25 protein-coding genes and 2 pseudogenes are annotated in these 26,815 nt (G+C 71.6%); 18 read left to right on the top strand and 9 right to left on the bottom strand.

The window, feature by feature from the left end:
* Positions 1-165 precede the first annotated feature (165 nt).
* A pseudogene (locus tag AC3CH1_RS33645) lies at positions 166-1,658 on the bottom strand (LVIVD repeat-containing protein).
* A 158-nt stretch (positions 1,659-1,816) separates the two neighbouring features.
* On the opposite strand from AC3CH1_RS33645, the gene AC3CH1_RS33640 reads away from it, so the two are divergent.
* Together AC3CH1_RS33640 and AC3CH1_RS33635 are read left to right on the top strand one after the other, a co-directional pair.
* A complete protein-coding gene (locus AC3CH1_RS33640) occupies positions 1,817-2,503 on the top strand; it encodes a DUF305 domain-containing protein (protein WP_488466327.1) in 687 nt (228 codons plus the stop codon).
* An 88-nt stretch (positions 2,504-2,591) separates the two neighbouring features.
* The gene (locus AC3CH1_RS33635) at positions 2,592-3,971 is read left to right on the top strand and encodes an FAD-dependent oxidoreductase (protein WP_488466326.1); all 1,380 of its coding nucleotides are present in this window, start codon (positions 2,592-2,594) and stop codon (positions 3,969-3,971) included.
* Positions 3,972-3,984: 13 nt separating this feature from the next.
* Here the strand turns inward: AC3CH1_RS33635 and AC3CH1_RS33630 are convergent, their stop codons facing one another.
* Positions 3,985-4,716 carry a class I SAM-dependent methyltransferase gene (locus tag AC3CH1_RS33630; protein WP_488466325.1) on the bottom strand — a complete coding sequence of 244 codons (732 nt, stop codon included), beginning with the start codon at positions 4,714-4,716 and terminating at the stop codon, positions 3,985-3,987.
* A gap of 98 nt (positions 4,717-4,814) precedes the next feature.
* A complete protein-coding gene (locus AC3CH1_RS33625) occupies positions 4,815-5,243 on the bottom strand; it encodes a hypothetical protein (RefSeq protein WP_488466801.1) in 429 nt (142 codons plus the stop codon).
* A 226-nt stretch (positions 5,244-5,469) separates the two neighbouring features.
* On the opposite strand from AC3CH1_RS33625, the gene AC3CH1_RS33620 reads away from it, so the two are divergent.
* The 4 genes from AC3CH1_RS33620 to AC3CH1_RS33605 all read left to right on the top strand — a co-directional run bounded on the left by AC3CH1_RS33620 (position 5,470) and on the right by AC3CH1_RS33605 (position 9,692).
* A complete protein-coding gene (locus AC3CH1_RS33620; RefSeq protein WP_488466324.1) occupies positions 5,470-6,555 on the top strand; it encodes a WD40/YVTN/BNR-like repeat-containing protein in 1,086 nt (361 codons plus the stop codon).
* Positions 6,556-6,809: 254 nt separating this feature from the next.
* Positions 6,810-7,487, top strand: a complete 678-nt coding sequence (locus AC3CH1_RS33615; protein ID WP_469222456.1) for a uracil-DNA glycosylase — start codon at positions 6,810-6,812, stop codon at positions 7,485-7,487.
* Positions 7,484-8,617, top strand: coding sequence for an N-acetylglucosamine kinase (locus AC3CH1_RS33610; protein WP_488466323.1), 1,134 nt, complete (start codon positions 7,484-7,486; stop codon positions 8,615-8,617). Before AC3CH1_RS33615 ends, AC3CH1_RS33610 begins: the two co-directional genes overlap by 4 nt.
* Positions 8,618-8,768: 151 nt before the next feature.
* Positions 8,769-9,692 (top strand): sirohydrochlorin chelatase, encoded by a 924-nt coding sequence (locus AC3CH1_RS33605; RefSeq protein WP_488466322.1) that lies wholly within the window; start codon positions 8,769-8,771, stop codon positions 9,690-9,692.
* 202 nt (positions 9,693-9,894) lie between these two features.
* Here the strand turns inward: AC3CH1_RS33605 and AC3CH1_RS33600 are convergent, their stop codons facing one another.
* The 3 genes and pseudogenes from AC3CH1_RS33600 to AC3CH1_RS33590 form a co-directional block, all read right to left on the bottom strand.
* Entirely contained in the window at positions 9,895-10,950 is a 1,056-nt protein-coding gene (locus AC3CH1_RS33600; RefSeq protein WP_488466321.1) for a lactonase family protein, read from the bottom strand.
* A gap of 120 nt (positions 10,951-11,070) precedes the next feature.
* Positions 11,071-11,576 (bottom strand): annotated as a pseudogene (locus AC3CH1_RS33595) (FUSC family protein); the annotation flags it as partial.
* A 12-nt stretch (positions 11,577-11,588) separates the two neighbouring features.
* Positions 11,589-11,858, bottom strand: coding sequence for a hypothetical protein (locus tag AC3CH1_RS33590; protein ID WP_488466320.1), 270 nt, complete (start codon positions 11,856-11,858; stop codon positions 11,589-11,591).
* Positions 11,859-12,079: 221 nt separating this feature from the next.
* On the opposite strand from AC3CH1_RS33590, the gene AC3CH1_RS33585 reads away from it, so the two are divergent.
* Positions 12,080-13,339, top strand: a complete 1,260-nt coding sequence (locus AC3CH1_RS33585) for a serine hydrolase domain-containing protein (protein WP_488466319.1) — start codon at positions 12,080-12,082, stop codon at positions 13,337-13,339.
* A gap of 869 nt (positions 13,340-14,208) precedes the next feature.
* Here the strand turns inward: AC3CH1_RS33585 and AC3CH1_RS33580 are convergent.
* The 3 genes from AC3CH1_RS33580 to ectA form a co-directional block, all read right to left on the bottom strand.
* The gene (locus tag AC3CH1_RS33580) at positions 14,209-14,388 is read right to left on the bottom strand and encodes a hypothetical protein (protein ID WP_488466318.1); all 180 of its coding nucleotides are present in this window, start codon (positions 14,386-14,388) and stop codon (positions 14,209-14,211) included.
* 330 nt (positions 14,389-14,718) lie between these two features.
* On the bottom strand, positions 14,719-15,552 hold the full coding sequence (locus AC3CH1_RS33575) for an enoyl-CoA hydratase-related protein (RefSeq protein WP_488466317.1): 834 nt from the start codon (positions 15,550-15,552) through the stop codon (positions 14,719-14,721).
* Positions 15,549-16,103 (bottom strand): diaminobutyrate acetyltransferase, encoded by a 555-nt coding sequence (gene ectA, locus AC3CH1_RS33570; RefSeq protein ID WP_488466316.1) that lies wholly within the window; start codon positions 16,101-16,103, stop codon positions 15,549-15,551. The genes AC3CH1_RS33575 and ectA overlap by 4 nt, the downstream gene beginning before the upstream one ends.
* A gap of 873 nt (positions 16,104-16,976) precedes the next feature.
* Here ectA and AC3CH1_RS33565 point away from each other — a divergent pair.
* From AC3CH1_RS33565 to AC3CH1_RS33515, 11 genes are all read left to right on the top strand, one after another.
* The gene (locus tag AC3CH1_RS33565) at positions 16,977-17,249 is read left to right on the top strand and encodes an acyl carrier protein (protein WP_488466315.1); all 273 of its coding nucleotides are present in this window, start codon (positions 16,977-16,979) and stop codon (positions 17,247-17,249) included.
* Positions 17,246-18,511, top strand: coding sequence for an acyl carrier protein (locus tag AC3CH1_RS33560; RefSeq protein ID WP_488466314.1), 1,266 nt, complete (start codon positions 17,246-17,248; stop codon positions 18,509-18,511). Before AC3CH1_RS33565 ends, AC3CH1_RS33560 begins: the two co-directional genes overlap by 4 nt.
* Complete coding sequence (locus tag AC3CH1_RS33555) at positions 18,508-20,016, top strand: class I adenylate-forming enzyme family protein (RefSeq protein WP_488466313.1); 1,509 nt, start codon at positions 18,508-18,510, stop codon at positions 20,014-20,016. The genes AC3CH1_RS33560 and AC3CH1_RS33555 overlap by 4 nt, the downstream gene beginning before the upstream one ends.
* Positions 20,009-21,298 (top strand): type III PLP-dependent enzyme domain-containing protein, encoded by a 1,290-nt coding sequence (locus tag AC3CH1_RS33550; protein WP_488466312.1) that lies wholly within the window; start codon positions 20,009-20,011, stop codon positions 21,296-21,298. The genes AC3CH1_RS33555 and AC3CH1_RS33550 overlap by 8 nt, the downstream gene beginning before the upstream one ends.
* A gap of 65 nt (positions 21,299-21,363) precedes the next feature.
* Entirely contained in the window at positions 21,364-21,618 is a 255-nt protein-coding gene (locus AC3CH1_RS33545; protein WP_488466311.1) for an acyl carrier protein, read from the top strand.
* A gap of 50 nt (positions 21,619-21,668) precedes the next feature.
* Complete coding sequence (locus AC3CH1_RS33540; RefSeq protein ID WP_488466310.1) at positions 21,669-22,784, top strand: acyl-CoA dehydrogenase family protein; 1,116 nt, start codon at positions 21,669-21,671, stop codon at positions 22,782-22,784.
* On the top strand, positions 22,777-23,577 hold the full coding sequence (locus tag AC3CH1_RS33535) for a 4'-phosphopantetheinyl transferase family protein (protein WP_488466309.1): 801 nt from the start codon (positions 22,777-22,779) through the stop codon (positions 23,575-23,577). The genes AC3CH1_RS33540 and AC3CH1_RS33535 overlap by 8 nt, the downstream gene beginning before the upstream one ends.
* Before the next feature lie 52 nt (positions 23,578-23,629).
* Positions 23,630-23,905: a hypothetical protein gene (locus tag AC3CH1_RS33530; RefSeq protein WP_488466308.1), complete on the top strand. Its 276-nt coding sequence runs from the start codon at positions 23,630-23,632 to the stop codon at positions 23,903-23,905.
* Positions 23,905-24,642 (top strand): hypothetical protein, encoded by a 738-nt coding sequence (locus tag AC3CH1_RS33525; protein WP_488466307.1) that lies wholly within the window; start codon positions 23,905-23,907, stop codon positions 24,640-24,642. Before AC3CH1_RS33530 ends, AC3CH1_RS33525 begins: the two co-directional genes overlap by 1 nt.
* A 4-nt stretch (positions 24,643-24,646) precedes the next feature.
* The gene (locus AC3CH1_RS33520; RefSeq protein WP_488466306.1) at positions 24,647-26,257 is read left to right on the top strand and encodes an amino acid adenylation domain-containing protein; all 1,611 of its coding nucleotides are present in this window, start codon (positions 24,647-24,649) and stop codon (positions 26,255-26,257) included.
* Between the two features lies 1 nt (position 26,258).
* Positions 26,259-26,768: a flavin reductase family protein gene (locus AC3CH1_RS33515; protein ID WP_488466305.1), complete on the top strand. Its 510-nt coding sequence runs from the start codon at positions 26,259-26,261 to the stop codon at positions 26,766-26,768.
* Positions 26,769-26,815: the final 47 nt, after the last annotated feature.

The following is a 26,815-nucleotide window of genomic DNA, read 5'->3' as shown; positions in this document are numbered from 1 at the left end:
AGTTGCGGAGTCCGCCGTCGCAGGGATCCAGCATGTCCCCACCCGGCTCATCGGTCAATGAATTTCCAGCGGCACACGCACCGGGGCCGGTGTCTGCCGGGCAGGCCGCCCGGCAGACACCGGCCCCGGACGCGGGAACGACCGGACCGCGGGACCCCTGAGGGATCAGCGGTCGAAGTAGTCCGGCTGCGTCTGCGCGTTGAGCTCGTCCAGCTCGACCCGCTCGGCCGGGTCGGTGCGCCGGTCCTCCAGCTTCAGCACGTCGAAGCCCTTGGCGATGTCGCTGGAGTAGATGTGACCGTTGTAGTAGTACGCCGACCAGGAGCCGGCCGTGGTGACCTGGTCGAGCGTGACCGGGCCGCGCTCGAAGAAGGCGATCTCCTTGGGCTTGGAGGAGTTGGTGAAGTCCCATACGGAGATGCCGCCCTGGTACCAGGCCTGGACCATCAGGTCGCGGCCCTTCACCGGGATGATCGAGCCGTTGTGCGCGACACAGACCTCGGCGTCGGCCTGGTGCCGGTCGATCTTGAAGTAGTTGCGGAAGACCAGCTTGCGCTGGTCGCCCTTGCCCACGATGTCGTAGATGCCGTCGGCGCCCCGCTCGGGCCCGATCTCCGCGTTGCAGGTGGCCGCGCCGCCGCCACCGAGCTCGTCGGTGAAGACGACCTTGTTCGCACCCTGGTTGAAGGTGGCCGAGTGCCAGAACGCGAAGTTCACGTTGTCCTGGACACGGTCGATGATCTTCGGGTGCTCCGGGTCCTCGATGGAGAACAGCAGGCCGTCACCCATGCAGGCGCCGGCGGCGAGGTCCTTGGAGGGCAGCACCGTGATGTCGTGGCAGCCGGTCGTCTTGGAGACGCCGGGGTTCTCCGGCGCACCGGGGTTGCCGCCGTCCGGGAAGAGCACCGGGAAGTTCACGATCCGGGCCTTCTGGGCGCCTTGACCGGCACCTTGATGACGGAGATCCCGTCGTGCGGCGGCTTGCAGTCCGGGAAGGTGTCGTTGGGCGAGTACGAGGAGACGTACACGTACACGTTCTTCTTGCCGTCCGGCACCAGCGTGTGCGTGTGGGAGCCGCAGGCGGTCTCCACGGCGGCGATGTACTTCGGCTGCCGCTTGTTGCTGATGTCGAAGATCTTCATGCCCTCCCAGGAGGACTTCTCCGTGGCGGGCTGCGAAGTGCTGGAGCAGGAGTCGTCGCTGCGCGAGGAGTCCGTCGACAGGAACAGCAGGTTCCCGGAGACCGAGATGTCGTTCTGCGAACCGGGGCAGAGCACCTGCGCGACGGTCTTCGGCTTCTTCGGCTTGCTGATGTCGTAGATGACGAAGCCGTCGTAGTTGCCGACGTACGCGTACTTCCCCTGGAAGGCGAGGTCCGTGTTGAGGCCCTTGAGGGCGCCCTTCGGCACGTTCGTCAGGTGTTTGATGTTGGAGCTGTGGACGATCTCGTCCACGCCGGGTATGTCACCACCGGTTATCGCGGCCCTGGCCTCGGCCTGCTCGCTCTTGGTGACGGACCCGCGCTCGGCCGGGGCGTCGCCCGGGTCGGGGGTAGCGGCCGCTGTGGTGGCCGTCAGCAGCGTGGCGAGGAGTCCGGCCGCGGCTGCCACCGCGCCCAGACGTCTGCGCCGCACGCGGGTGGTGTGCAACGAGGTCACTGCGTCCTCCCTTGTCTCCGTTCGGGGTCGAACGGTTCATGAACCCCCGGCAGTATCGTCCCTCCCATGTACACAACAACAGATGGCAACACAGACGTAATAAAAGTTTTTGATCTTCACCCCGTGGAAGCGTGTTAGGACGGTCTGCAACAAACCATGTGGCACAGGAGGTCGCCGTGTTGATCCATCGCCGGTCCGCAGTTCTGCGCTCAACCGCTCTCGCGGCGACGGCGGTTGCCGCCGTGCTCGTCCTGGGAGCCTGTGAGGCGGGCAGCGGTGACGGGGCGTCGGACAAGGCCAAGGACGCGGGTCCGGGCGTGGTCGCGCCCGGCCGTCCGGGCGAGCCCGCCCGGACGCTCTCCGCCGACGAGGCCGTCAAGGAGGCCGGTCAGGACACCGCCAACTCCGCCGACTTCCGCTACGCGCGGATGATGATCGAGCATCACGGCCAGGCGATCGTGATGACCGGGCTGGTCCCGGAACGGGCCTCCGCCGACACCGTCAAACGGCTCGCGGATCGCATATCGGCGGGCCAGAAGCCGGAGATCGGCGCGATGAAGGGGTGGCTGCAGAAGAACGGCGGCGACCGGCGCGAGGAGCGCCACGACCACGCCACGATGCCCGGCATGGCGACCGATGCCCAGCTCGCCAGGTTGCGCGCCGCCGAGGGCAAGGCCTTCGACAAGCTCTTCCTGGAGCTGATGGTCACCCACCACCAGGGAGCGATCACCATGGCCACGGAGGCGCTCACCGAAGGGAACGACGTCATCGTCGAGGAGATGGCGAGCGACGTGGTCGCCCAGCAGACCGTGGAGATCAACCGCATGCGCGGACTGATGGACTGAGCCACTCGGCCGAGCGCCCCGTGCACCGGGCGGTGCGGATCGGCCGGGCGGTGCCATCCTGGAGGGAACCTCCGGGAAGAGGTGCGCCGTGTTCTCCGTCGCCGTCGTCGGTTCCGGGCCCAGCGGGGTCTATACCGCTCAGGCCCTGCTCCAGCAGTCGCTCGTACCCGATGTGCGCGTGCACGTCCTGGACCGGCTGCCCACCCCGTACGGACTCGTGCGGTACGGGGTGGCCCCCGACCACGAGAAGATCAAGTCGCTGCAGAACAGTCTGCGGGCGGTGCTGGAGGACGACCGGGTCACCTTCGTGGGCAACGTCGGCGTCGGCGGCGCGGAAGGGGTCTCCCCCGCCCGGCTCGCGGAGCTTTACCACGCGGTCGTCTACTGCGTCGGGGCATCGGCCGACCGGGCGCTCGCGGTGCCGGGTGAGGGGCTGCCGGGCAGTTACTCCGCCACCCGCTTCGTCTCCTGGTACAGCGCCCATCCGGACGTCGGCGCGGACCCGTTCGTCCTGGACGCCCGCTCGGCCGTCGTGATCGGCGTGGGCAACGTGGCGGTCGACGTGGCCCGGATCCTGGCCCGCGGCGCCGACGAACTGCGGGCCACCGACGTGCCCCGCGCGGCGCTCGGCGCACTGGAGGAGAGCCGGGTGCGCGACGTGCACATCGTGGGCCGCCGGGGCCCCTCCCAGGCCCGGTTCACCACCAAGGAGCTGCGGGAGCTGGGGGCGCTGCCCGGGGCACGGGTCGTCGTCGACCCGGCGGAGCTCGCGCTCGACCCCGCGTACACCGCTCCGGACGGCCTGCCCGAAGCACTGCCCCTGCCGGCCGTGGTGCGGCGGAACCTGGAAGTCCTGCGCGGCTGGTCGGCGGCCGGGGAGCCGACGGCGGCCGACTCCGGGCGCCGCATCCGGCTGCGGTTCTTCCTGCGGCCGGTGGAGCTGCTGGAGCGCGACGGACGGGTCGCCGGGGTGCGGTTCGCCCGGACGGCTCCGGACAGCGGGGGCGGGGTCCGGGACACCGGCGCGTACGAGGACGTCGCGGCGCAACTGGTCCTGCGGGCGGTCGGCTATCGGGGGGTGGAGCTGCCGGGGCTGCCCTTCGATCCGGTGCGCGGCACGGTGCCGCACGCGGCGGGCCGAGTGCTGCGGGACGGGACGCCCGCACCGGGCGAGTACGTGGCGGGATGGATCAAGCGGGGGCCGACCGGGGTGATCGGTTCGAACCGCTCCTGCGCCAAGGAGACGGTGGCCTCGCTGCTGGAGGACGCTGCCGCGCTGAGGAGCCGCGCGGCGGTGGACCATCCGCTGGCCGTGCTGCGGGGGTGGGGGCTGCGGCCGGTGGAGTGGTCCGGCTGGCTGTCGATCGAGCGTGCGGAGGCGGAGCTGGGCCGTTCGCTGGGGCGCGGCCCGGTGAAGATCCCCGACTGGCCGGGGCTGCTGGGAGCGGCCCGGGACGGGGACCGCTGAACCGCTGCCCGCGTCATCCCTCCCGGGTCGCCACCACCAGCCGGGCCCGGGGGCTGCCGTCGGGGCGCGGGCCCAGCTCGGTCAGCGGGAGCAGCCGCACGGCGAATCCGGCCTGCGTCAGGTCCTCCAGCACGTCGCCGAGCGGGAACGTGCGGTAGTACATGACGAACGGCGGGCGCCACAGGGCGTTGCGCACCCGCATCGCCGCGTCGAAGCCGAACAGCGACCAGTAGGCGCGCGATCCCACCGGGGGCGGTGCGCCGATCGGGAAGACGAACCGCCCGCCCGGCCGGAGCGATCCGTGCACCTCGGCGAAGAGGCCGAAGCGTTCGGCGGGCAGGAAGTGGCCGAACGCGCCGAAGCTCAGGGCGAGATCGAAGACGGGCGCGAAGGGCAGGGAGCGGGCGTCGGCCCGCACCCAGTGCACCGCCGGTCCCTCTCCCCCGGGCGGGGAGGCGGTGCGCGCCTCGGCGAGCATGCCGGCGCTGAAGTCGACGCCGACAGCGCGCTCCCGGCACAGCTGCCGGAGCACGCCGACCCCCGCGCCGGTGCCGCAGCAGACGTCGAGTCCGGTGTCGAAGGGTCCGAGCTCGCGTACCGCCCGGGTGACGGCGTCGAGCACGCGGTCAGGGGTGCGGTAGGGCGTCCGGTCGAACTTCGGGGCGAGGAGGTCGTATCCGCGCTCGGTCGAGGAAAGCGCCTGAGCGGCCAGTTCGCGCACGGTGGGGCCCTGTTTGGTGAACATCACGGGCCACCCTACCGACGCGGCGCGCCCGTCGCGGCCGGCCGGGGCACGGGGGGGCCGGTAGGTGGCACGCCGGGGCCCGGCGGGGCGGGGAAACGTCAACGTCCTTCGGAAAGTCGCCGCTTGAGGGTGATGGCGGTATCGGCGGCGTACGCCTGGGTCCAGCTGCGGCCGGCCCCGGACTTCCAGGTGACGTGGACCGTGGAGCCGTCGGTCCGGGCGCTCTCCACGGTCATGGACCGGTCGCCGTCGCGCACGTCGCCCCGGCGCAGTTCACCCGCCTCGACCGTGACGGGACGCTCCCCCGGCGCGTTCTCGGCCTCCTCGGCCGCCCGGAGGAGTACGGCGGCCAGTTCGCGGGCCGCCCCGGGGGTGCAGGACCAGACGAGCTCGCCGGCCGGGGGCGAGAGCCGGATGGAGACGCGGGGGCCCGGCTCGCCCGCGGCGACCGTGAACGGCGCGGGCTCGCCCGCGGTGACCGTGACCGGCACCGGGTGGCCGTCGGCGTCCGTGATCCCGCTGCGCATCGTCGTCTCCTCGGTGTCCCTGTCCCCGGCCGTGTCCGGGCCGCCGTCCGGCCGCCGTCCGGCCCCCGCAAGCATGTCAGCACCTGACGGCGGGACGCGCGAGCGGGGCGGGGGCGGGGGCCACACCGACGCGACCGCGGCGGCGGGCGTGTGCGGGGGCCGCTGTCAGTGGCCCGGTGCAGACTGGCACTGTCCGGTACAACGGCGTTTCGGAAGGTCCAGGACCATGACCGACGTATTGCTCACCGCAGGCACCCGCAAGGGTCTCTTCATCGGCCGCAGGCACGGCGGGACCTGGGAGATCACGGGCCCGCACTTCAACGCGCAGGCGATCTACTCGGTCGCCGTGGACACCCGGGGGGCCGCCCCGAGAATTCTGGTCGGCGGGGACAGCGCGCACTGGGGGCCGTCCGTCTTCCACTCCGACGATCTGGGCGAGACCTGGACCGAGCCCCGGCAGCCCGCGGTGAAGTTCCCCCGGTCCACCGGGGCGTCGCTGGAGCGCGTCTGGCAGCTGCACCCGGCAGGACCCGAGGCGCCGGGCGTGGTCTACGCGGGCACGGAGCCGGCCGCGCTGTTCCGTTCCGAGGACCGGGGCGAGTCGTTCGAGCTGGTCCGGCCGCTCTGGGAGCATCCGACCCGCTCGCGGTGGGAGCCGGGCGGCGGCGGCGAGGGGCTGCACACCGTCCTGACCGACCCCCGGGACGCCCAGGCCGTGACCGTGGCCGTGTCGACGGCCGGCGTGTTCCGGACCAAGGACGGCGGTGCGAGCTGGGCCCCGTCGAACAAGGGCGTCTCCGCGGTCTTCCTCCCGGATCCGGACCCGGAGTTCGGCCAGTGCGTGCACAAGGTCACCCGGGACGCGGCCGACCCGGACCGCCTCTATCTGCAGAACCACTGGGGCGTGTTCCGCAGCGACGACTCCGGCGACCACTGGAGCGACATCGGCGCGGGCCTGCCCTCCGATTTCGGGTTCGCCGCCGTCGCGCACCCGCACCGCGGCGACACGGCGTACGTCTTCCCGATCAACGCCGACGCCGACCGGGTCCCGGCGGAGCACCGGTGCCGGGTGTTCCGCACGACCGACGCGGGGCGCACCTGGGAGCCGCTCACACGGGGCCTCCCGGACGGGGCGCACTACGGCACGGTGCTGCGGGACGCGCTGTGCACGGACGACGCGGATCCCGCCGGGATCTACTTCGGCAACCGCAACGGCGAGTTGTACGCCAGCGCGGACGACGGGGACAGCTGGCGGCAGCTCGCGTCGCATCTGCCGGACGTCCTGTGCGTGCGCGCGGTGGCGCTCGGCTAGGGCCTGTCGTCGAACTGCCGTCGTCGCCCGGAGGGCGGCCCTGAGGGGTCAGGTGCGTGCAGCCGCAGGGCGGAGGAGGGAGTCGACGCAGTGGGGCCTCCCCCGCTCGAGCTCGTTCGAGAGCTTGGGGAAGTCGGCGACAGACGACAGCGCGGCAGATGTGCGCACCGGACCCCGCGAGCCCGACCTGATCCAAACGAGAGGCCCTGAGGGCAGTTGATCGAAGTGGTCGTATCAGCAGTAGAGTGCGGGCCGTGGCAGCACGACCGTTGAAAGAGATCATCGAGCCGGGGTGGGCGGACGCCCTCGAACCCGTCGCCGAACGCGTCGCCGCTATGGGCGACTTCCTCCGCGCGGAGATCGCCGCGGGACGCACGTACCTGCCCTCGGGTGCTCATGTACTGCGGGCGTTCCAGCAGCCGTTCGAGGAGGTGAGAGTGCTGGTCGTCGGCCAGGATCCGTATCCCACCCCGGGGCACGCGATCGGGCTGAGCTTCGCGGTGGCGCCCGACGTCCGGCCGCTGCCGGGCAGTCTGGAGAACATCTTCCGGGAGCTGCAAGCGGACCTGGGGCTGCCCAGGCCGTCCAACGGCGATCTCACACCCTGGACGCGGCAGGGGGTGCTGCTGCTCAACAGGGCGCTGACCACCGCGCCGCGGCGGCCCGCCGCCCACCGGGGGAAGGGCTGGGAAGAGGTGACCGAGCAGGCCATCAAGGCGCTGGTCGCCCGGGGCACGCCGCTGGTGTCGGTCCTGTGGGGGCGCGATGCCCGCAATCTGCGCCCGCAGTTGGGCGACTTCCCCGCGATCGAGTCCTCGCACCCCTCCCCCATGTCCGCCGACCGGGGTTTCTTCGGCTCGCGGCCGTTCAGCCGCGTCAACGAACTGCTGGAGCGCCAGGGGGCGCAGCCCGTGGACTGGCGGCTTCCGTGACCTGTCCCCCGGCGGCGGCCGACGCGGCCGGACCCGGCGCGTACGTCCTCGGGGTGGACTCCGGCGGCTCCGGTCTGCGGGTGGCGCTCGGCCGGGTGGAGCTGTCCGGGCCCCTCTCGACGACGCTCTGTGCGGAGCCGGTGCGGACGGGGCCCGGCGGTATCGACGCCGGGCATCTGCTGGACCAGCTGCTGCCCGCGGCACGGGAGTTGCTGGCCCGGGCGTCCGTCTCCAGGTCAGGGGGCGCCCCGACAGGTGGAGCTTTGACAGGCAGCGCCCCGGGGGGTGAGGTCGCGGCGCTGGCGATCGGGGCCGCCGGCATGGCCACGCTCGGCGATCGGTTGCGATCGGAGCTGCCCGGCGCGCTTGCGGACGCGCTGGGAGTGCGCCGGCTGGCGCTGGCCGCCGACGCGGTGACCGCCTACGCGGGCGCGGTGGGACAGCGCCCGGGGGCGGTCGTCGCGGGCGGCACGGGCATGATCGCCCTCGGTACGGACCTGACGGAGTGGCACCGGGCCGACGGGTGGGGTCATCTTCTGGGTGACAGCGGCGGCGGGGCGTGGATCGGCCGTGCCGGGCTGGACGCGGCGATGCGGGCCCATGACGGGCGGCGCGGCGGCTCTCCCGCCCTGCTGGACCGGGTGCGGGCCGTGTTCGGACCGGCCGAGGCGCTGCCCGGGTTGCTCTATCCGCGCTCCGACCGGCCGGCCGTGCTGGCCTCGTTCGCCCCGGAGGTGGCGGCGTGCGCCGGAGCGGATCCGGTGGCCGCCGACATTCTTCGGCAGGCCGCCGGTCATATCGCCGAGGCCGCGGCGGCTGTGTGCCCGAGGTCCTCCGGGACGGAAGGCGAGGACGGCGAGGGCGGTGAAGTGGCTCTGACGGGTGGCTTGTTCAAGATGGGCGAGCCCCTGATCGCACCTCTGCGCGAGGAGCTGGCACGGCTGTTGCCGGGGGCCCGGGTGACCTCGGCGGCGGGCGATCCGCTGACCGGCGCACTCCGGATCGCGCGAGCCCTGGCTGCCGGGGATCTGCGCCTGCCGCTCCATCCGACGATGCTGTTCGTGCCCCCGGAGCGCGGGAGCGGAGAGCGCGGCGGAACGACGGGGCGCGACGAGCCCCGCACGGGGTGACGGGGAGCCGGACGGAGGCCGACGGAACAATCGCCCCGACAGACAGGGACACTCCGGCGGTACGTCACTCATCGGACATAAGCGGATAGTTAACGCTCGACCGGACCCTCCCCGAACAGAGGGGCAGGCAAAACCAGTAGCATGCGGCGCCATGAGCACCCCCACTGGGCCCGCTTCCGGCCTGCCTGTACGAATGCCGCGACCTCGCCAGTCCGGACGGCACCGCCGCCCGGAGCCCGTGGTCGCACCCGAGGGCGCTGCCGCGCTCGTTCTCGCCGTTCCCGGTACCCCCTCTTCGGCCACGCGCGGCCTGGCCGAAGAGGTGATCAGCATCGCCCGTTCCGAGCTGCCCGGCCTCAACGCCCGGATCGGCTACCTCGACGGCGACGATGCCGAGTACCCGAGTCTTGCCTCCGTTCTCGCCCACACCGCCGCCGAGCGCGTCGCGCGCTTCGAGCAGGCCGTCGCCGTCGGCCGTGAGGTCGCCGAGCCCGCGGGTCCGCCCGCCGTCGTGGTCCCGCTGCTCGCGGGCCCGGACAGCGCGCTGATCCGGCGGATACGGCAGGCCGTGATGGACAGCGGTACGCAGGCGGAGCTGACCGATGTGCTCGGCCCGCACCCGCTGCTCGCCGAGGCCCTGCACGTAAGGCTGTCGGAGGCCGGGCTGGCGCGCGCGGACCGCGCCAGGCTGTTCACCGTGGCCACCGCCGCCGACGGCATCGTGCTGGTCACGGTGGGTGGCGAGGAGGCCGTGCGGGCCGCCGGGATCACCGGGATGCTGCTGGCCGCCCGGCTCGCCGTGCCGGTGATGGCCGCCGCGCTGGACGTGGAGGGATCGGTCGCCTCGATCGCGGAGCAGCTGCAGGGCTCCGGCTCCGCGCAGCTGGCCCTGGCGCCGTACCTGGTGGGCCCGGAGGTCGACCCCGGTCTGCTGGACGCCGCCGCGAAGGAGGCGGGCTGCGCGACGGCCGAGCCGCTGGGCGCCTACCCGGCGATCGGCAAGCTCGTGCTGTCCCTGTACGCGACGACGCTGGGCATCACGCCGGCGACGCCGCAGGGAGCTCAGGCGCACTGACCGGACGCCGTCGCCATGGTGCGGCGGCTCGGGAAGCCGGACAGCGCGACGGGCCCGGACGGGAGGAGATCTCCGGTCCGGGCCCGCCGCGCTGTCCGGCGGCCGCTGTCGGCGGCGACCGTCCCGGGGACGAACAGCTGCCGACCGTACTGCCCCCGGGGTGACCGCTGCCGAACGTGCTGTCCCGGGGGGGCGACCGCTGTCAGACGAGGACGACGCAGGAGGCCGCGGGAACCTCGACGGAGCCCGCGTGCCGTGGGACGCCCGTCTCGGCGTCCACGGCGAACCAGCTGACGTTCCCGGAGCGCTCGTTGGCCGCGTACAGCCACTGGCCGCTCGGGTCGAGGGTGAGGTCGCGCGGCCAGCGGCCGCCGCAGCCGACGGTGGCCACCAGGGCCGCCTTCTCGCCGCTCTCGTCGAGGGTGAGCACGGAGATGCTGTCGTGGCCCCGGTTGGCGGTCCACAGGAAGCGCCCGTCGTGCGCGACGACCACCTCGGACGGGTAGGTGCGCGCCGCGTCGTCGGCCGCCTCGTGCTCGGGCAGCACCGGTGTCTCGCCGAGCACGTCGAGACGGCCCGCAACCGCGTCCCAGCGGCATACGGTGAGCGTCGGCTCCAGCTCGCCCAGGACGTAGGCGAGCGAGCCCGAGGGGTGGAAGGCCAGATGGCGCGGACCGGTGCCGGGGCGCAGGGTGGTCTCGCTGTGCAGGCGCAGGGCGCCGGTGGCGGGGTCCAGGGCGCAGACGCGTACCGAGTCGGTGCCGAGGTCGACGCTGACCACCCAGTTCCCCGAGGGGTCGGCGAGCGCCTGGTGGGCGTGCGGGGCCGCCTGGCGGCCGGCGTCCGGCCCGTTGCCCTCGTGCTGGAGCACCGAGGCCGCCGCTCCGAGCGAGCCGTCGGCGAGGACCGGCAGGGCGGTGACGCCGCCGGAGGTGTAGTTGGCCGTGACCAGGTGGTTCGCGGCGAGCGCGAGGTGGGTGGGCGCGTCGCCGTCGACGGCGCGGACGGGGCCCAGGAGCGCCGGCACGTCGCCGTCGAGTGCGAAGGCGGCGGCGACGCCCGGGGCGCTCTCGCCGACCGCGTACAGGACCGTGCCGCCGGGGCCGGCCGTGAGGAACGAGGGGTCGGGCACGGCGTCCGTGGACCCCAGCACCGTCAGCGCACCGGTGTCCCGGTCCACGGTGGCGGCGGTGATCCCGCGCCCGCCCGCCGAGGTGAACGACCCTATGAATGCCCGCCCGGCGCTGTTGCCGATCATCGCGCTACCCCTCTTCACCGTCGCCGCGATCTTCACGGCCGACGGTAGCAGGCACCTCGCTGCGGTCCAGACCAATGCGGCCGGACGGAACGGGCCGACTCCGGCCCGCGGCCCCGGTGGTCAGGCCGGTTCGGGCGCCACAGCCGGTGTCCGGCCGCTTCGGCCCTGGAGCGGTGCCGACAGCGCGGCGAGTGCGCGCTCCAGGCCGTGCAGGTGGACCAGGGCCGGGTCGGCGGCGGCCCCGGGCAGCTCGGGCAGGTGGAAGCCGCGGGAGCCTTCGGGCGCGGTGAGCGCCTCGACGGCCGCCTCGACGCGGGAGCACGAGGCCGACAGCCGCGCGTCGTGCGAGGCGTCCGGGTCGGCGGCGATCGAGGCCAGGCCTCGGACCTCGGTCACGCAGTCGTCCAGCAGCGGGAGCACCTGCCGGGCGCGCGCCTTGCGGCCGGCAGCGGGCTCAGGGGGTGCACCAGCGGCGCGAGGGAGAGCCGAACCCGGCCGAGCAGCACCTCCAGTTCGGCGACACGGGGGCCGGGGTCGGCGACCGCCGAGCCGGCGAGCCGGTCGGCGGCCTCCGCCGTGCAGGCGTGGACGCACCGCAGGTCCTTCTGGATCCACGCGTCGGTCACTGGCCGGGCGGCTCACCTCTCGCGCGGAGAGCACCGCGTACGTTTCGGCGGCCGTCTTCTCCCGGTCCTGCTCGGTACGGGCGACGGCCAGGTGCTCGTCGACCTGGTCCAGCAGCGCATAGAGGGAAGCGACCTCGACCTGGCCCCGGCTCGTCCCGCGGCCGCCGCGTCGGCGATGTCCTGGAGCAGCGACGCCTTGGCCTCGTCGGCGGCGGCCGCGTCCTGGTCCCACTGGCGGGCGTCGACGGGGCCGGTGGCGATGAGCCGGGTCAGCTCCTGCACTGCTCGCCATGCACGTGGGGCCGCGGCGCGGCTACCCGGCCCTCGCCGACCATCCGCGCGACCAAGGGCCGTGGTGCGTCGCCGGGCGGAGCCGGACTGTTCGGATGCTGTATTCCTCGTGTTTGGAACCGTTCCGGCTGTCCGGGACTCCCCTTCCATGGTGCCCATGCGGTTGATCACTGTCGTGGTGCCATATTGATTCAGCCGAGGAAGAACCGAGGATGACCGTGCCCCTGTCTTCACACCGACGTCTGACCGTGAGTGCCGCGTTGATCGCCGCGCTCGCCGGAGCTCTCGCTCCGGCCACCACAGCGTCCGCAGCCCTGCCCGCCGCCCCATCCCCGGCGCCCGCACCGGATATGGCCGGGGTCGTCGCCGCACTCGAATCCGCGCTGGCCAGCGGGGCGCCGGGCGCGATGGCCCGCTACTCCGGCCCGGAAGGGGCAGAGGAAAGAGCTGTCGGTGTCCGCGACCGGGTGTCCGGCGCGGCGATGGACACCAAGGCGCGGTTCCGGATCGGCAGTGTCAGCAAGACGTTCTCCAGCGTCGTACTGCTGCAGCTGGTGGAAGAGGGCCGGCTGCAGCTGGACGCGCCCGTCAACACCTATCTCGAAGGGCTCTTGCCTGACGACCGGATCACGGTCCGTCATCTCCTCACCCACCGCAGCGGCCTTGCCGACTACACCAACGCCATGTTCAACCAGACCGTGCCGGGCTTCGAGGCCGTACGAAATCGGGTGTTCAGCTACCAGGAGCTGGTGGACCTCTCCCTTGCCGAGCCCCGGACCACCGAGCCCGGGGTCGCGTACAAGTACTCGAACGCCAACTTCGTCGTCGTCGGCATGCTGATCGAGAAGCTGACACAGCGCCCGGTGGCCGACGCATACCAGCGACGCATCATCAAGCCGCTGGGGCTCCGCAAAACCACGTACGTCCACCCGGACACGCGCATCAAGGGCACACACGTGCGCGGCTACCTGCACCCCGACGAGGCTGGTGCGCCACTCGTCGATTCAACGGAGCAGACCGTTTCCTGGGCACAGTCGGCCGGCGCCGTCATCTCCAGCCCCGCCGACCTCAACACCTTCACCAGCGCCCTCATGCGCGGTCGGCTGCTGCCCCCGGCGCTGCTGGAGGCGATGACGACCGTAACCCCGACGGACACCACCAACACCCGGTTCTACGGACTCGGCCTGCGCCGCTACGACCTGACGTGCGGCACCCAGGTGTACGGCCACACCGGCACCGTCCAAGGCTTCTACACATACGCCTTCTCCACCCGCGACGGCCGCCGGAGCCTTTCGGCGTTGGCCAACACCTCCAACCGCGGCGCCGCGAACACCGCGCTGGGCGGCACTCTGGAAGCCGCCTTCTGCGGCAAGAAGCCGACACCCGCCCCGACCGGCCGCTCCACAGCGCCCTCCGCCTCCCCCGACCAAGCACCGCTGCCCGCCGATCGGGATCTGCCCGAGCGCTACTGAGATGCGGCACGACTGGCCGGCACTGCGAGTCGGCCAGTCAAGTAGGGCACCACTGCGCTCGACGACACCGGTCGGTCCGCATTGAGGTCGATCACACCTCTCGCTCGTGCGCTCGATACTGGCGTCGTGGGTGGCGACTGGTGACTCGAATCTCTACGAAGCGGACAACCCGGCAACCCCGCCCAGTCGGACGAGGAGCTGCGTGGACAGGTCAGGCAGCTCGGCAAGCCGTAAGCGACGCAGGGCGGGACGTGACTGAGCTGGACAACCGCCGAATCGCCTCGCGCGGGAACGTCACCGCCAGGCAGATCCGCGAACAACGGGGGCGCCGCCGCTCAGGCCCCAGCCGCCGGCCGATGACGTCCCGGCCGCGCTGACGGCCCCGGTCGAACTGCGCGCCGCGCACGCCGTCGCCGCTCCGGAGCAGGAGCCCGCCGACGTCGACGGTGACCAGGACTCGAGGCCCGGGCAGGGATGCGGGTTGCCTGGCCCGGCGTGAGGATCGAAGGTGCGGGCAGCAGCTGGGGGCGCACCTCACCACGACGGGTGGCCTCTCCAGCAGGCCAGCACGTCATGGGTAACCCCGTGGCGAAGGTGCACGAGCGTGGCCAAGAGCCGAGCGACGAAGACCATCCGGTGCTTCGCACCGGCGCCCACCGCGCGTTTCCGCAGCCTGGACGCCAGCCTGGCCTTGTGCCCTTCATGCCACAACGGTCTTACCCCAGCTACGAGTTCAGCGATCACCGCGGATGACAAGCCCGTGATCCTCCGGCCGCTGATGATCGCTGTGCGCGTCACGTTCCCGACCACACATCCATGATCAACGATCCAGCGCTCGACGTCCCCGCCGCTAACCGTCCACGAGCTCGTTAGGCCGCGGCCGCGGCGGTGTGGTTGGGGGACGGTCGAGGATTGTTCTCCTGGCGCGGGACACGGGTGGCGGCCTGGATGCGTGAGGCGGCGGCCGCACAATGGTAGGCGTGGAAGTGCCGGAGGAGGGTTTCGCGCTGGGCGGCGGTGCCCGGGGTGCCCGTCAGGATCATGTCCATGTGATGGGGTGTCTGGGCAGATCCGTCGGGGGCGATGTGGGTGACGTGGAGCGAGCATAGGAGGCGGTTGCTCATTGTCAGTCGCCGCAGGCGGCAGCGTATGCGGGTCTCGGGGTAGTGGACGTCGATGGTGTCGTCCGTGCACGAGATGTGCACAGCCGGATCGAGGCGTGTGTCGGTGATGATGAGAGCGAAGCGCGGTGCGATGCCGCGGACGCGCGCGAGGCGTGGCCGCGAGCGTGGGTGCGGGACTTGGGGCACGGAGTCCTCCTGGGTCGCTGCTGTCCGGGGCCGGTGCGCAGACCGTCGGGGTGGTGTGGCCGGTGGTGGTCACGGTGTCGGTACGGAGCGAGGCTGTTCCTGGTCGGGCGACCGGGTTTGGCTGCCCAGTCGGGCGGCCATGGCTCGGGCGAGACCGTCAGGGCCGGTGTGCGTGGAGTTCCATCGGGCGGCGTGGTCCAGTCCGCGGATATGGGTGTCGTGATGGGCGGCGTCGAGGGTGCGTTTGATGCCTTCCATGACGTGGGCCGGATGCCGGCTCAGTTCGGCGTTCAGCTGTCGGGCTGCGCGAAGCAGGGCAGTGCGGTCTTCGTGGAGGTCGTTGACGAGGCCGATGCGGGCAGCGCGGGTGGCGTCGATGGTGCGGCCGGTGAAGACCAGTTCGCGGAGGTGGCCCTGGTTGACGATCAGGGGGAGGCGTTGGAGGCCGCCGAGGTCGGCGACGACGCCGAGTTCCGCCTCCGGGAGGGCGAAGTTGGCTCTCTGGGTCGCGTAGCGGATGTCGCAGGCACTGACCAGTTCCAGGGCGGCCCCGGTGCACTCGCCGTCGATGAGGGCGATGACCGGTTTCGGACAGTCGGCGACGGCGGAGACGGCCTGTCGGAGGTTGCGTAGGTCCGTGTCCATGAATGCGGGGTCGTGCGAGCGCCGGGCTCGGCGGAGCCGTATGAGGTACCACCGCAGGTCCATGCCCACGGAGAAGACGTCTCCTGCTCCGATGAGGGCGATCGAGTGGATGGTGTCGCGCCGGGAGGCGTTCTCCATGACGTCGCGCAAGTCTTCCCAGAAGGCACCGCCCATCGCGTTCCCGGTGCCGCTGCCGCTGATGGTGATGAGGGCGAGGCCTTCTTCGTCCACGGTGAGGTGGAGCGGGGGCGTGTTCATCGGGCGCTCGGAGTGTTGCGGGCCGCTGCCCCGGCAGTTCGGTGGACCGGGCTCATCCTGTAGAGCACCTCGGGCGGATGGCCATGCGCCTCGCCTCCGGGGAAGTCCTCAGCCGCGAAAAGCACTTCGGTGTGCACATCGAATCCGCGCTCCTGGGCGAACTTGCGCAGCATCAGGGCGACGGCCCGGTTTCCGGGGTTGACCGTGGTCTCCACGCGGGTGGCCCCACGCCCGGCGACGCGGTCGGTCAGTTCATGCATCATCCGCACGGCCAGGCCGGGTGCGTTGATGTCAGGCGCGACGGCTGATTGCCAGGCCATGAGTGTGTCAGGGCGACCGGGGCGTATGTAGGCGGTGACGAAGCCGACGAGGCGGCCGTTCGTGTCGGTTGCCACGACCGAGGTGCCGGCGAAGTCGCGGAACCAGAGGTGGTAGTAGTACGCGCTGTTGGTGTCCAGGATCTCGGAGTCCCGCACCAGCTGCCATACCGCTGGAGCGTCCGTCTGGCGCGGCTCCCGCAACGTGAAATCGGAAGTGTGTAAGTCGTTCATGGGGCCTTCCCGGTCGATGGGGCGCAGAGGTCGGAAATCGAGGTGGTGAGAAAGTGAATTCGCTGCGACCTGCGCGCTCTACGGCGCACGAGAGGTGAGAAGCCGTTGCATGGTGCGAATTCGCCTTCGCGCGGCGACAAGGCGCGGCAGGGCGAGCGTGGAGAAGTGCAGGCAGGGGCCCTGGAAAAATTTCTAGCACAGTGGACGCGGGTCACGCCAGGGGAAAGGAAGATTTGTCCTGAGCCATCGTCGGGGCCGATTTCGTGTGTGGTCTCAGGGGGGTCCGTGCTCTGAACTATCGCAACCCGGCCAAGATCATGCGAAGGGCTGGTGAGTTGCCCCCGTCACCCCGTGTCGGTGGGGAAAAGGATGATCAAGACCAGTGAGCAGCAGGTTTGGCGACCAGTGATGTATATGGCGGAGTGGCCCCCGCTCGCAGGAACCTCTCGGGCGAGGTTTTGCTTTTAGTAGTTTTCAGTCAGTTCCTTTGCCGCCCCGCATGGAATCGTTCGTCCTGGCTACTCGTAGGGCGCACCGCCTCGGATCACTCCGTTAGCCAGCTTCGCCGCATAAGCAGAAGGAACGGATCGCGTGACACGCACAAGACCGTGCCGCATTATGGGAGTCGGTCAGCTGTATCCGGCTGCATGAGACTCAGGATTTCGGAGCAGCTATGCTCCATGGGACGTTGGCTCTGACGATTTTTCATTGAGCCCTTCCTACGCTCCAGTCGGGCCGCCCGAGCCGGTGTGCTTTCCCCCGGCCGCCTCTTCGCTCCGCCTCCTGGCCCCGCCGCCTCGCACACACCAGCGGCGTTCCGGGCTGCCCTTTCACCCGCTCGAACGCTCCCGTACGCGAAGGAGAGTCCTGTCCATGACCAACGAGGACGTCCTGAACACCCTGATCCCGCTGCTCCGCGCTCGTGTTGACCAGCAGACGCTCGACCCGGGCGCTCTGACCCCCGACACCCGGCTGGAACAGGACCTGCGCATGGACTCGATGACGATCGTGCACGTACTGGAAGACATCGAGGATGCCTTTGGGCTCACCATCCCCGACGAACAGCTCTCCGCCGTCTACACCGTCGGCGATCTGACTGACATCGTGCGGACCACCGATGCCTCGATGAAGGACCACGTGGCATGAGCGCGGCGAGCCAACACACCTTCGGGCCCTACGGTTCGCAGCTGACGGAGCCCCTGCCCGACGCCATCCGGGGCATCGATACCACCGCGCTCGACTGCATTCAGGTCAACGCCGCTGTACTGGCCGATGCCCTGCACGGAGCCGACTCCCACCTGGAGCTCGGCAGCCGGCCGGACTTCACCCCACGCACCGTGGCCCCCGGGCGACTGCCCACCGTCGAGCAGCGGCCGACCGACCAGATCGAGCGGATGGCGGGCCCGCTCGGGCTCGCTCTGGGGGTCGGGCAGCCGGTGACCGAGGGCACGGTGCTACTGGACCTGCTCCCCGAGGACGGAAGCCCGCTGTACGTCGTCGGCGACGCGTACCACATGCCGTGGCTGCCGTACCACGGTCACCAGCACATGGAGCACAGCGTGCTGCTGCGGGCCACAGACAGCGGCACAAACGTGGAGGCGATCGACGCCTACGACAACGAGACCCCCTTCGGCAGGGCCGAGCCGGTGGTGTGCTCCTACAACCGACACCAGGCTGCCGCCCTGTTTGACGGCGCGCCTGCCGTACCGGTGGCGGTGCGCCCCTGTCTCCCCGGGGTACAGCCCCTGGAATGCGTGCTTGAGCGGAACGCCAAGGACGCCGCGATCCTGTTGTCGGGCGAGGCACCCGATCGCTATGCGGCAGCCTTCCGTGACCACGCGGACCAGCAGGAGGCGTGCACCGCGCTGCTGCTGGAGACCTGGTTGCTCAACCGGTCGCGGCGGCTGCACGCCGCCTGGGTGTGCCACCGCGCGCCCGGTTCCGCCCACGCCTCGGCCGCCTCCGAGCAAGCCGATGCCTGGAGCGACCTGGCCGGCCAGTGCTACCTGGCCGCACGCCGGGTACGGCGCGGACGCTCCGTACCCCCGCAGATCCACATGACCCTCGCCCAACTGCTGTACGCCGACGCCGAGCTGGCCGTTCGAGCCGCGCAGCCCGAACCAGGAGGAACCATGCCCGCCGACCCCGCCCGGATACGCAGGACGGTGACCGAGACCGTTGCCGAAGTCCTGGGCACTACCCCCCAGGCGGTCTTCGCCACCGACGATCTGAGCCGACTGGAGGGCTTCGCCTCCTTCCAGATGGTGGAGACCGTCGAGCGGCTGGAGGACGCCTACGGCGTGGAATTCGCCCCGGGCGACCTGAAGCCCGCCGTGCTGCGCAGCATCGACGGCCTGGTCGACCTGGTCGTGCGCACCACCACCGGGGCGGGGGTGGTGCACTCGTGAACCCGCGACCGCAGGCCACCATGCTGCACGAACTGCTCGATGTACCCGTTGAGAACCCGGCCCGACCCGCGGTCACGTGCGCGGACACCACCCTCACCCGGGCCGACCTGGTCACAGCCGGCCACCGCTACGCGTCGGCCCTGCGCGCCCGCGGCCTCGTACGCGGTGACCGCCTGGTGGTGACCAGCGATGCCGGGCCCATGCTGGTACCGCTGCTGTTCGGCGCCTCCCGGCTCGGTGTCGTCTTCTCCGTCCTGCACGACCAGGTGCGGGGCGAGGTACTGCGGCACGTGCTGGCCGATTGCGAACCCTCCCTCGTCGTCGCGGGCTCGCCCGCCACCCGCGATCTCGTGGGCGAGGCGGGCACCGCCGTCCTCGCGCCGGACGAGCTCGAAAACGAGATGTCAACCGCCCCCGGCATGGACGACGCCGTCCCTGGGCCGCTCCCCGTCGACCCGGTGTGCCTGATCTACACCTCCGGCACCACGGCGATGCCCAAGGCAGTCGTCTCCACACACCAGCAGATGATGTTCGCCGTCCACGCCATCGCGGAACGGCTGGGCTACCGGGATGACGACGTCGTCTACTGCCCGCTGCCGCTCTCCTTCGACTACGGCCTCTATCAGGTGTTCCTCTCCGTGCTCGCAGGCAGCCACTTGTGGCTGGGGTCGGGCGCCGAGTCGGGCCCGGCCCTTCTGGCCAGCCTGCTGCGCAGCCGGGCCACCGTCCTGCCGGCCGTACCACCGGTCTCCGCCGCGCTGTTGCGGCTGCTGCGCCGACGGGACGGCGAACGCCCGCCACTGAGGCTGCTCACCAACACCGGTGCCGCGCTGCCTGCCGACGTCCCGCGGGGGCTGCGCGAAGTGCTGCCACGGATGCGCGTGCAGCTGATGTTCGGACTCACCGAGTGCAAGCGCCTCACCATCGCCGAACCCGACGAGGACCTGATCCGTCCCGGCAGCTGCGGCCTCCCGCTCACCGGAACCGAAGTGTTCGTGGTGGACGAGACCGGCGAGCGGCTGCCGACCGGGGAGGTCGGCGAGATCACCGTACGCGGCCCCAACGTGATGGCCGGCTACTGGAGGCGGCCCGAACTGACCGCCGACCGCTTCCCCCGGCGCGAAGGGCTCTTCCCCGAGCTGCGCACCGGCGACTACGGATGGACGGACGACGCGGGACGGCTGTACTTCGCCGGCCGCCGCGACGACATCTACAAGCAGCACGGCTTCCGGGTCAGCGCTATCGAGGTCGAAGCCGCAGCCCGCCGACTGCCCGATGTGGACACCGCCGCGGTGCTGACCCCCGAGACGGAACGTCCGGAAGCCATCCTGGTGGTCACCGGCGACGCCGACCCCGCCACGGTTCTGTCCCGGCTGCGCGAGCACTTGGAGGACTACAAGGTCCCCGCGGTATGCCACGCCGTGGAAGCGCTGCCCGTCAACGCCAACGGCAAGACCGCCAAGGCGGTCCTGGCCGGACAGCTCGCGGAGGCCGGTCGTGTCTGAGACCCTCCACCCCGCTGCGCCTGCCACCCACAGCTCGGTTGTGCCGCACGGACTTACCACCCCGGCCTACATCTACGACCTGGCGCAGGTGCGCTCCGCCCACGACCGGCTCCGCTCCTGGCTTCCGGAGCCCAGCGAGCTCTACTACTCGCTCAAGGCCAACCCCCACCCGGACGTGGTGGCAGCCCTGTACGCCCTGGGTTGCCGGGCAGAAGTCAGCTCCCCCGGCGAACTGGGAGCCGCCCTGGCGGCCGGGGTCCCGCCCCGCGACATCCTCTACACCGGTCCCGGCAAACGGGACGAGGATCTGAACGCGGCACTCGCCGCCGGCGTACGCCACTTCGCAGTGGACTCGACCTGGGGCATCGACCAGCTGGACCGCGCCGCCGGGCGGCACGAGGTGTCCGTCACCTACCTACTGCGCGTCAACCCCGGAGGCGGCAGCCGCGGCGCCGGGCTCCGGATGACCGGCGACCCCTCCGCGTTCGGCGCCGACGCCGAGGACATCGCGACGCACCCGGGCCGCTACACCGGCGGTGAGCACGCCCGCATCGACGGCCTCCACCTCTACCTGGCCACCAACATCACCGACGAGGACGCGCTCGGCGACTCCTTCTCCGAGGCCATCGCGGTGGCCCGGACACTACGGAAAGCGCTGGACGTACCGCTACACACCGTCGACCTCGGCGGCGGCTTCGGCGCCCCGTACGCCCGGGCCGGCGACCTGCCCGCCTACCCAGGCCTGGCCCACCGGCTGGCCGGAGAACTCGACGAGGCACTGCCCGGCTGGCGGCACAACACACCCACCGTGGCCTTCGAGTCGGGCCGCTACCTGACGGCCACCTGCGGACAACTGTTCACCCGGGTCCTGGACGTAAAGAACTCCCACGGACAGCGGGTCGTCGTCCTGGACGCCGGCATCAACCATCTCGGGGGCATGGCCGGGCTCCGCCGGGTGCCTCCGCTCCACCCCGACGTGGTCCCGCACAACAGCCGGCCCACGCAGCCCACGCAGGATGAGCAGGACGCCGCCGGACCGCCGCGACCGGCCATGATCTGCGGCCCTCTGTGCACTCCGCTCGACACCTGGGCGCGCTCGCTCCCTCTGCCTGACGTCGCACCGGGCGATCTGCTCTCCGTACCCAACACCGGTGCTTACGGCCTGCACGCCAGTCTCGTGCTCTTCCTCGGCCACCCGGCTCCGCTGGAAGTCGTCACCGAATCCGGCCGGGTGCTGCGCAGCGACCGTCTGGCATTCGTCCGCCGGCCCTGCGCCGACTGACCCCGTACACCTGGTGCCGCCGACGTACGGCACCGGCCTTTTCGACACCCACCAAGGAGAGAACCATGGACCAGGCATTCATCGACACCCTCCGCCCCCACCTGCGCTACCTCGCCGCCGACCAGGAACTGCGGTCCGAGGACCGGCTCCGCGACCTGGGGCTCAACTCCATGCAGGCCATCGACCTCATCTTCGACCTGGAGGACAACTGCGGAGTGCTCCTCCCCGACGACCAACTCACCGACGCCAACTTCGAGACCGCCGGCACTCTGTGGGAGGCCGTGCGCAGTGCCCGCTCCAGCGACCTGGCGGCCCGGTGAGGGCCCCCGCACCGCAGCTGGCCGACCGTCTGGCACCTGTACTCGCGACCGTGGAGCAGCATGCGGCCGAGAGCGACGACAAGGCGGCTTTCCCCCTGGAGGGCCTGACCGCGCTGCGGGCCTCCGGGCTCCTGGGCCTGCTCGTGCCGGCCCGCTACGGAGGCTTGGACGGCACCGTTCCGGATCTGTTGGCCGTCTCCCAGCAGATCGCCCGCCACGACATGTCCGCGGCCATGGTCTTCGCCATGCACGGCCAACAGGTCGCAGCCGTGGTCCGCCACGCCTCCGAGGAACTGCGCGAGAAGGTACTGCCCAAGGTCGCCCGCGGAGAGGTGTACCTCGGATCGGTGACCACCGAGGCCGGTAAAGGCGGGCACCTGCTCAGCTCGCAGACGGACACCCGACGAGACGGGAATCTCATCCGGCTCGACCGGATGGCTCCCATCGTCACCGGCGGCGCCCACGCCGACGCCTACCTGATCACCGCCCTCGCCCCTGGCGCCACTTCCGAAGGCCAGGTCTCCCTGGTCTACGCCGAACGCGACCAGCTCGACGTTCAGGTACTCGGCGGCTGGGACCCCCTGGGCATGCGCGGAACCCACAGTGTCCCGATGCGCTTCACCGGCGCCGTGCCACACGCCCAGGTCATCGGCGCCCACGGCGACTTCCGCCGGGTCACCGTCGACGTCTTCGCCCCCCTCGCCCACCTCGGCTGGAGCGCCTGCTGGTTGGGCACGGCAGCGGGCGCTCTATCGCGCACCCTGCGGCTGCTGCGCAGCCCCGAGGAGCGACGCCGCCGGGACCTCAAAAGCGAGCTGCTGCTCACCAGGCTCTCCCGAGCCCGCCAGCGCATCGACACCGTACAGGCCATGCTCAGCCACACCGCCGAGGTCTACGGCACCCTCTCGGAACGCGAACGCGGCGCTGCCCCCTGGCAACTGCTCGTCAACGCCCTCAAGGTGACGGCATCCGAGCAGTGCCCGGCCGCCGTCGACGAACTGGTCGAGCTGGTCGGCCTGCGCCACGGCTACCTCCGCAACCAGCCTCTCGCCCTGGAACGGGCCCTGCGCGACCTTCGCTCGGCCTCCCTCAACTACTCCAACGACCGGCTCCACCTGGCCAACGGCTCACTCACCCTCCTGAACCAGGAGACGACCCTTGCCTGACATCCTCACCGGTCCGGCGGACATGGCCCCCGCCACCGCCCGCCGGGCCGGTGAGCCACTCCTCGGGCTCTGGACTCCGGCACCCGACGTCACCGTCGCCCTGGCCCGCATCCCCAACGTGCTGGCCTCACCCCCAGCGCTGGCGCGGCTGCGGCCCGAAGAACACCGATCGGCCGCGGCGATGACCCCCTGGCGCGGCCGCGAGCACCTGGCCGGCCGGGCCCTGTTACGGCTCCTCCTCGCCGACGAGTCAGGTGAGAGAGAGGCCCGACTGCCGGTGGTACCCGAACCGGCCGGCCGGCCCCGGCTTGCCGGCCGGCCCGGCACCGGGGTCAGCATCTCGCACAGCGGTCCCTACACCGCCGCAGCCGTGGCCGACGGTCAGGACGTCGGCGTCGACGTCCAGCTACCCCGGCCCCCCTCGGCCGGCATGCTGCGCCGCTGCTGCCCACCGGACACGGCAGCCCGCCTGGCAGCCCTGACGCCCGAACGGATGGCGTACGCCTTCGCCCGGGTGTGGGCCGTGCAGGAAGCCTGTGTGAAGGCCCGCGGCACCGGCCTGCCCGGTGCGCCCTGGAACGTGCCCGCCGACCCGGACGCCGGGACCGGCACCTGGCAAGCAGTGCACTGGCACCGCTTGTCCTGGCCGACCGGGACCGGCACCGGGACGGCGGCCCTGGTCTGCGCCTTCGCACCGCCCGACCGTGCCCCCAGGCACCAGCCGCCTCGCACCGGCACCACCCGACGGCACCGCACCAGCGACGTGCCACCGCCGCCGCGTACACGCCGCTGACCCGCCACCGCAGGCCATCACCGTCCCGCTACCGCCTCCCTCAAGGAGCCCGATGCGTACCGACTCCACCGTGCCCACCAGCATGGGCCTGAGCTGCTACACGGAAAACCTTCTCGGCTACCTGTCCGCCCGCGCCCCCCGCTCCACCGACCTGCTCGCCCGTTCCGTGCGGCTCGCGGTGGACCCCGACACCGGCGCCTTCTCGCACCACGACCGGGCCCTGAACAACTTCCCCGGCGCGCGCAGGCTGGCCTACCGGGCGCCCTCGACGCCCGGAGCGCACTGGCGGGCATCGACGCCGAACTGGCCGAACGCGGTCGCGTCCTAGTGGTCGCCGACAGCGGGTCGCTTCCCTGGCTGACCGGCTCCGCTGACGACCACGCGCCGCACCTGCTCATGGTGGACGGCCGCGGCCCGGATGGCCACCGGCACGTCGTCGACGGGTTCACCGCCCTGTTCAGCAACGGCTCCCAGGACCCCTTCGCCGGCACGGTGTCCGACGAAGAGCTCATGGGCATGCTGGCCTTCCCTCGAGGTCTGTCGCCGGTCCACCGCACCCGCAACTCCCTGGCCTTCGGCTTTCCGGTGGCCCCACCGCCCTACGAGACCTACCAGTGGCTAGTGGAGGAGCAGGGTACGACGAAGGAGCAGCTGCCTGGTGGCACCTGGCTGACCGGCGCCGCCGCTCTGGAGGAGACCTCGCGACTGCTGCTGACCGACATGGACAGCGACGGTTCCCGCGGAGTACTGGAGGACGTCTGGGCCGCAGCGCAGCACCACCTCTTCCGCGACACCCACCTGCTGACAGGTCGCGCCGAACTGGGCCCGGCAGAACTACAGACTGTCCGCGCGACCACGGTCAAGTGGCGCGAACTGCCCCGGATGCTGCGGTTCGCCGCCAACTCCGCCCGGCGCGGGCGCCCGAGGCCCTCACTGGTCACCGGCGCGTTCACCGCCCTGGCCGAACTGGAAAGCGCCGCCGCACCGCTCCACGAACGCCACGGTCACCGCGCCCCCGCCCTTCGTCCCGTCGAAGCCCGCTCCCACGCCCCGCAGGGAGGGTGACACGGTGCCTGCCTCCCCACTCACCCTTTGGGACCGGTTCGCCCGCACGGCCGACCGTCACCCCGACCGCACAGCCCTCGTCGTCGACTCCACCACCCTCACCTACGCCGCACTGCGAAAGCACTCCGAGGCGTTGGCTGCCCGACTGGGTGCGGCCGAACCGCCGCCGCGCCGGGTCGCTCTTCTCGCCCGGCGCACCCCCGTGACCTACGCCGCCTACCTGGCAGTGCAACGGCTGGGCGCCGCGGTGATCCCGCTCAACCCGGCCGCTCCGCCCGGTCGCAACGAGACCGTGGTGCGCCAGGCGGGTGCCACGCTGGTGCTGGCCGACGCGGCTACCGACGCGGCTCCGGCGGGCCGGGCCGCGCCCCTGGCCCCGGTCTCCCTCACCGGGACTCCCGATCGGGCGGACCTGGCGGGCATTCCCGGCCCGCGCCACCAGGACACCGCATACATCCTCTTCACCTCCGGGTCCACCGGGCGGCCCAAGGGCGTGGTCATCCGCCATGCCAACACCGATGCCTACCTGCAACACGCCGTCGAACGAACCGGCGTCGGACCGGACAGCCGCCTGTCGCAGACCTTCGACCTGACCTTCGACCCGTCCGTCTTCGACATGTTCGTGGCCTGGAGCAGCGGAGCGGCCCTCGTCGTGCCCACCCGCGACGAATTGATGAATCCGGCCGGGTTCGTGACGGAGCACCGGCTGACCCATTGGTTCTCCGTACCGTCGGTGGTGTCGCTCGCCGCACGCCTACGGCGGCTGGCTCCTGGCTCCATGCCGACCCTGCGCTACGCGGCCTTCGCCGGCGAACCGCTCACGCTCAGGCAGGCCGAGGCGTTCGCCGCAGCCGCTCCCGGCGCGCGGCTGGACAACCTCTACGGACCCACCGAGCTGACCGTCACCTGCACCGGCCACCGCCTCCCCGCAGACCCCGGTGACTGGCGCCGCACTCCCAACGGCACGGTACCCATCGGAACCGCCCACCCGGGCACCGAGATCTTGGTGGTGGACGAGCACCTGACCCTTGCCGACCAGGGTGAACTCCTTGTGCGCGGCCCTCAGCGGTTTCCCGGGTACCTCGACCCTGCCGACGACCCGGGCCGCTTCGTCACGGGCGAACCCGCCACCGGGCTCTCCGAGTATCAGGGCGGAACGCTGACCGGGTCCGCCTGGTACCGCACAGGAGACCGCGTCGAACGCCACGGCGAGAACCTGGTCCATCTGGGACGCCTGGACAGCCAGATCAAGATCAACGGCTACCGGATCGAGCTGGGAGAGGTCGAGGAGGCACTGCGCTCCTGCCCCGGCGTCACAGACGCCGTCGTGGTCGCCCGCACCGACCGGCCTACCCCAGTTCTCCAGGCCGCCTACACCGGCGACGCCCCCGACCCCGAACCTCTGCTCAGGGTGCTGCGGCAGCGGCTGCCCGGCTACATGGTGCCGCACACCATGCTGCGCCTGCCCGAGCTACCTCTCAACCACAACGGCAAGACCGACCGCGCCGCCGTGCTCGCCGCCGTGGCCGCCGCCCGGCCCGCCGCCTCCGGTGCCGACGACCTCCCCGGCCCTGCCGGCGCCCGCCGCATATACCTCACGGAAGGATCCCGTTGACGTGACCGCGACCGCAACCACCGGCACCCCCGCCCAACTGCCCAGCCGGGACGAGTTCTGCTCCGCCATGGCGCATCTGGCCACCGGCGTCGCCGTCATCACCACCGCAGGCCCTGACGGCCCGGCGGGCTGCACCGCCAACGCGGTGCTCTCGCTCTCCACGGACCCGCCCTCGCTCCTCGTGTCCCTCGCCAGCGCGGGCCGCACTGTGAGCCACGCCCGCGACCACGGGGCCTTCGCGGTCAACATCCTGAGCTGGCACCAGCGGGAACTGATGGACCGCTTCGCCCGGCTGCCCGGCCCCGAGCGCTTCCAGGGCGTCGACTTTCGTTGCGAGGAGGGCTGCGCGGTCCTGGCAGACACGGCCGCCACCGTGGTGTGCCGACTCGACCAAGCTCCCACCGCCCTCGACCACACCCTGCTGATCGGCCGCGCCCTATGGACGCGTAAGAACCCGGCAGCGCCCGCTCTCGTCCTCTACCAGCGCAGTCAGCACGCCGTGTCCCACTGACCCCCCACGCTCATCAACGACCACCCGCCCCCGCCTCAGAAAGGGAC

The sequence above is a fragment of the Streptomyces sp. MGP-P1 genome, assembly GCF_057766565.1.
Note: the sequence above shows the minus strand (reverse complement) of the source record. Positions and strands in the feature narration are given on the sequence as shown.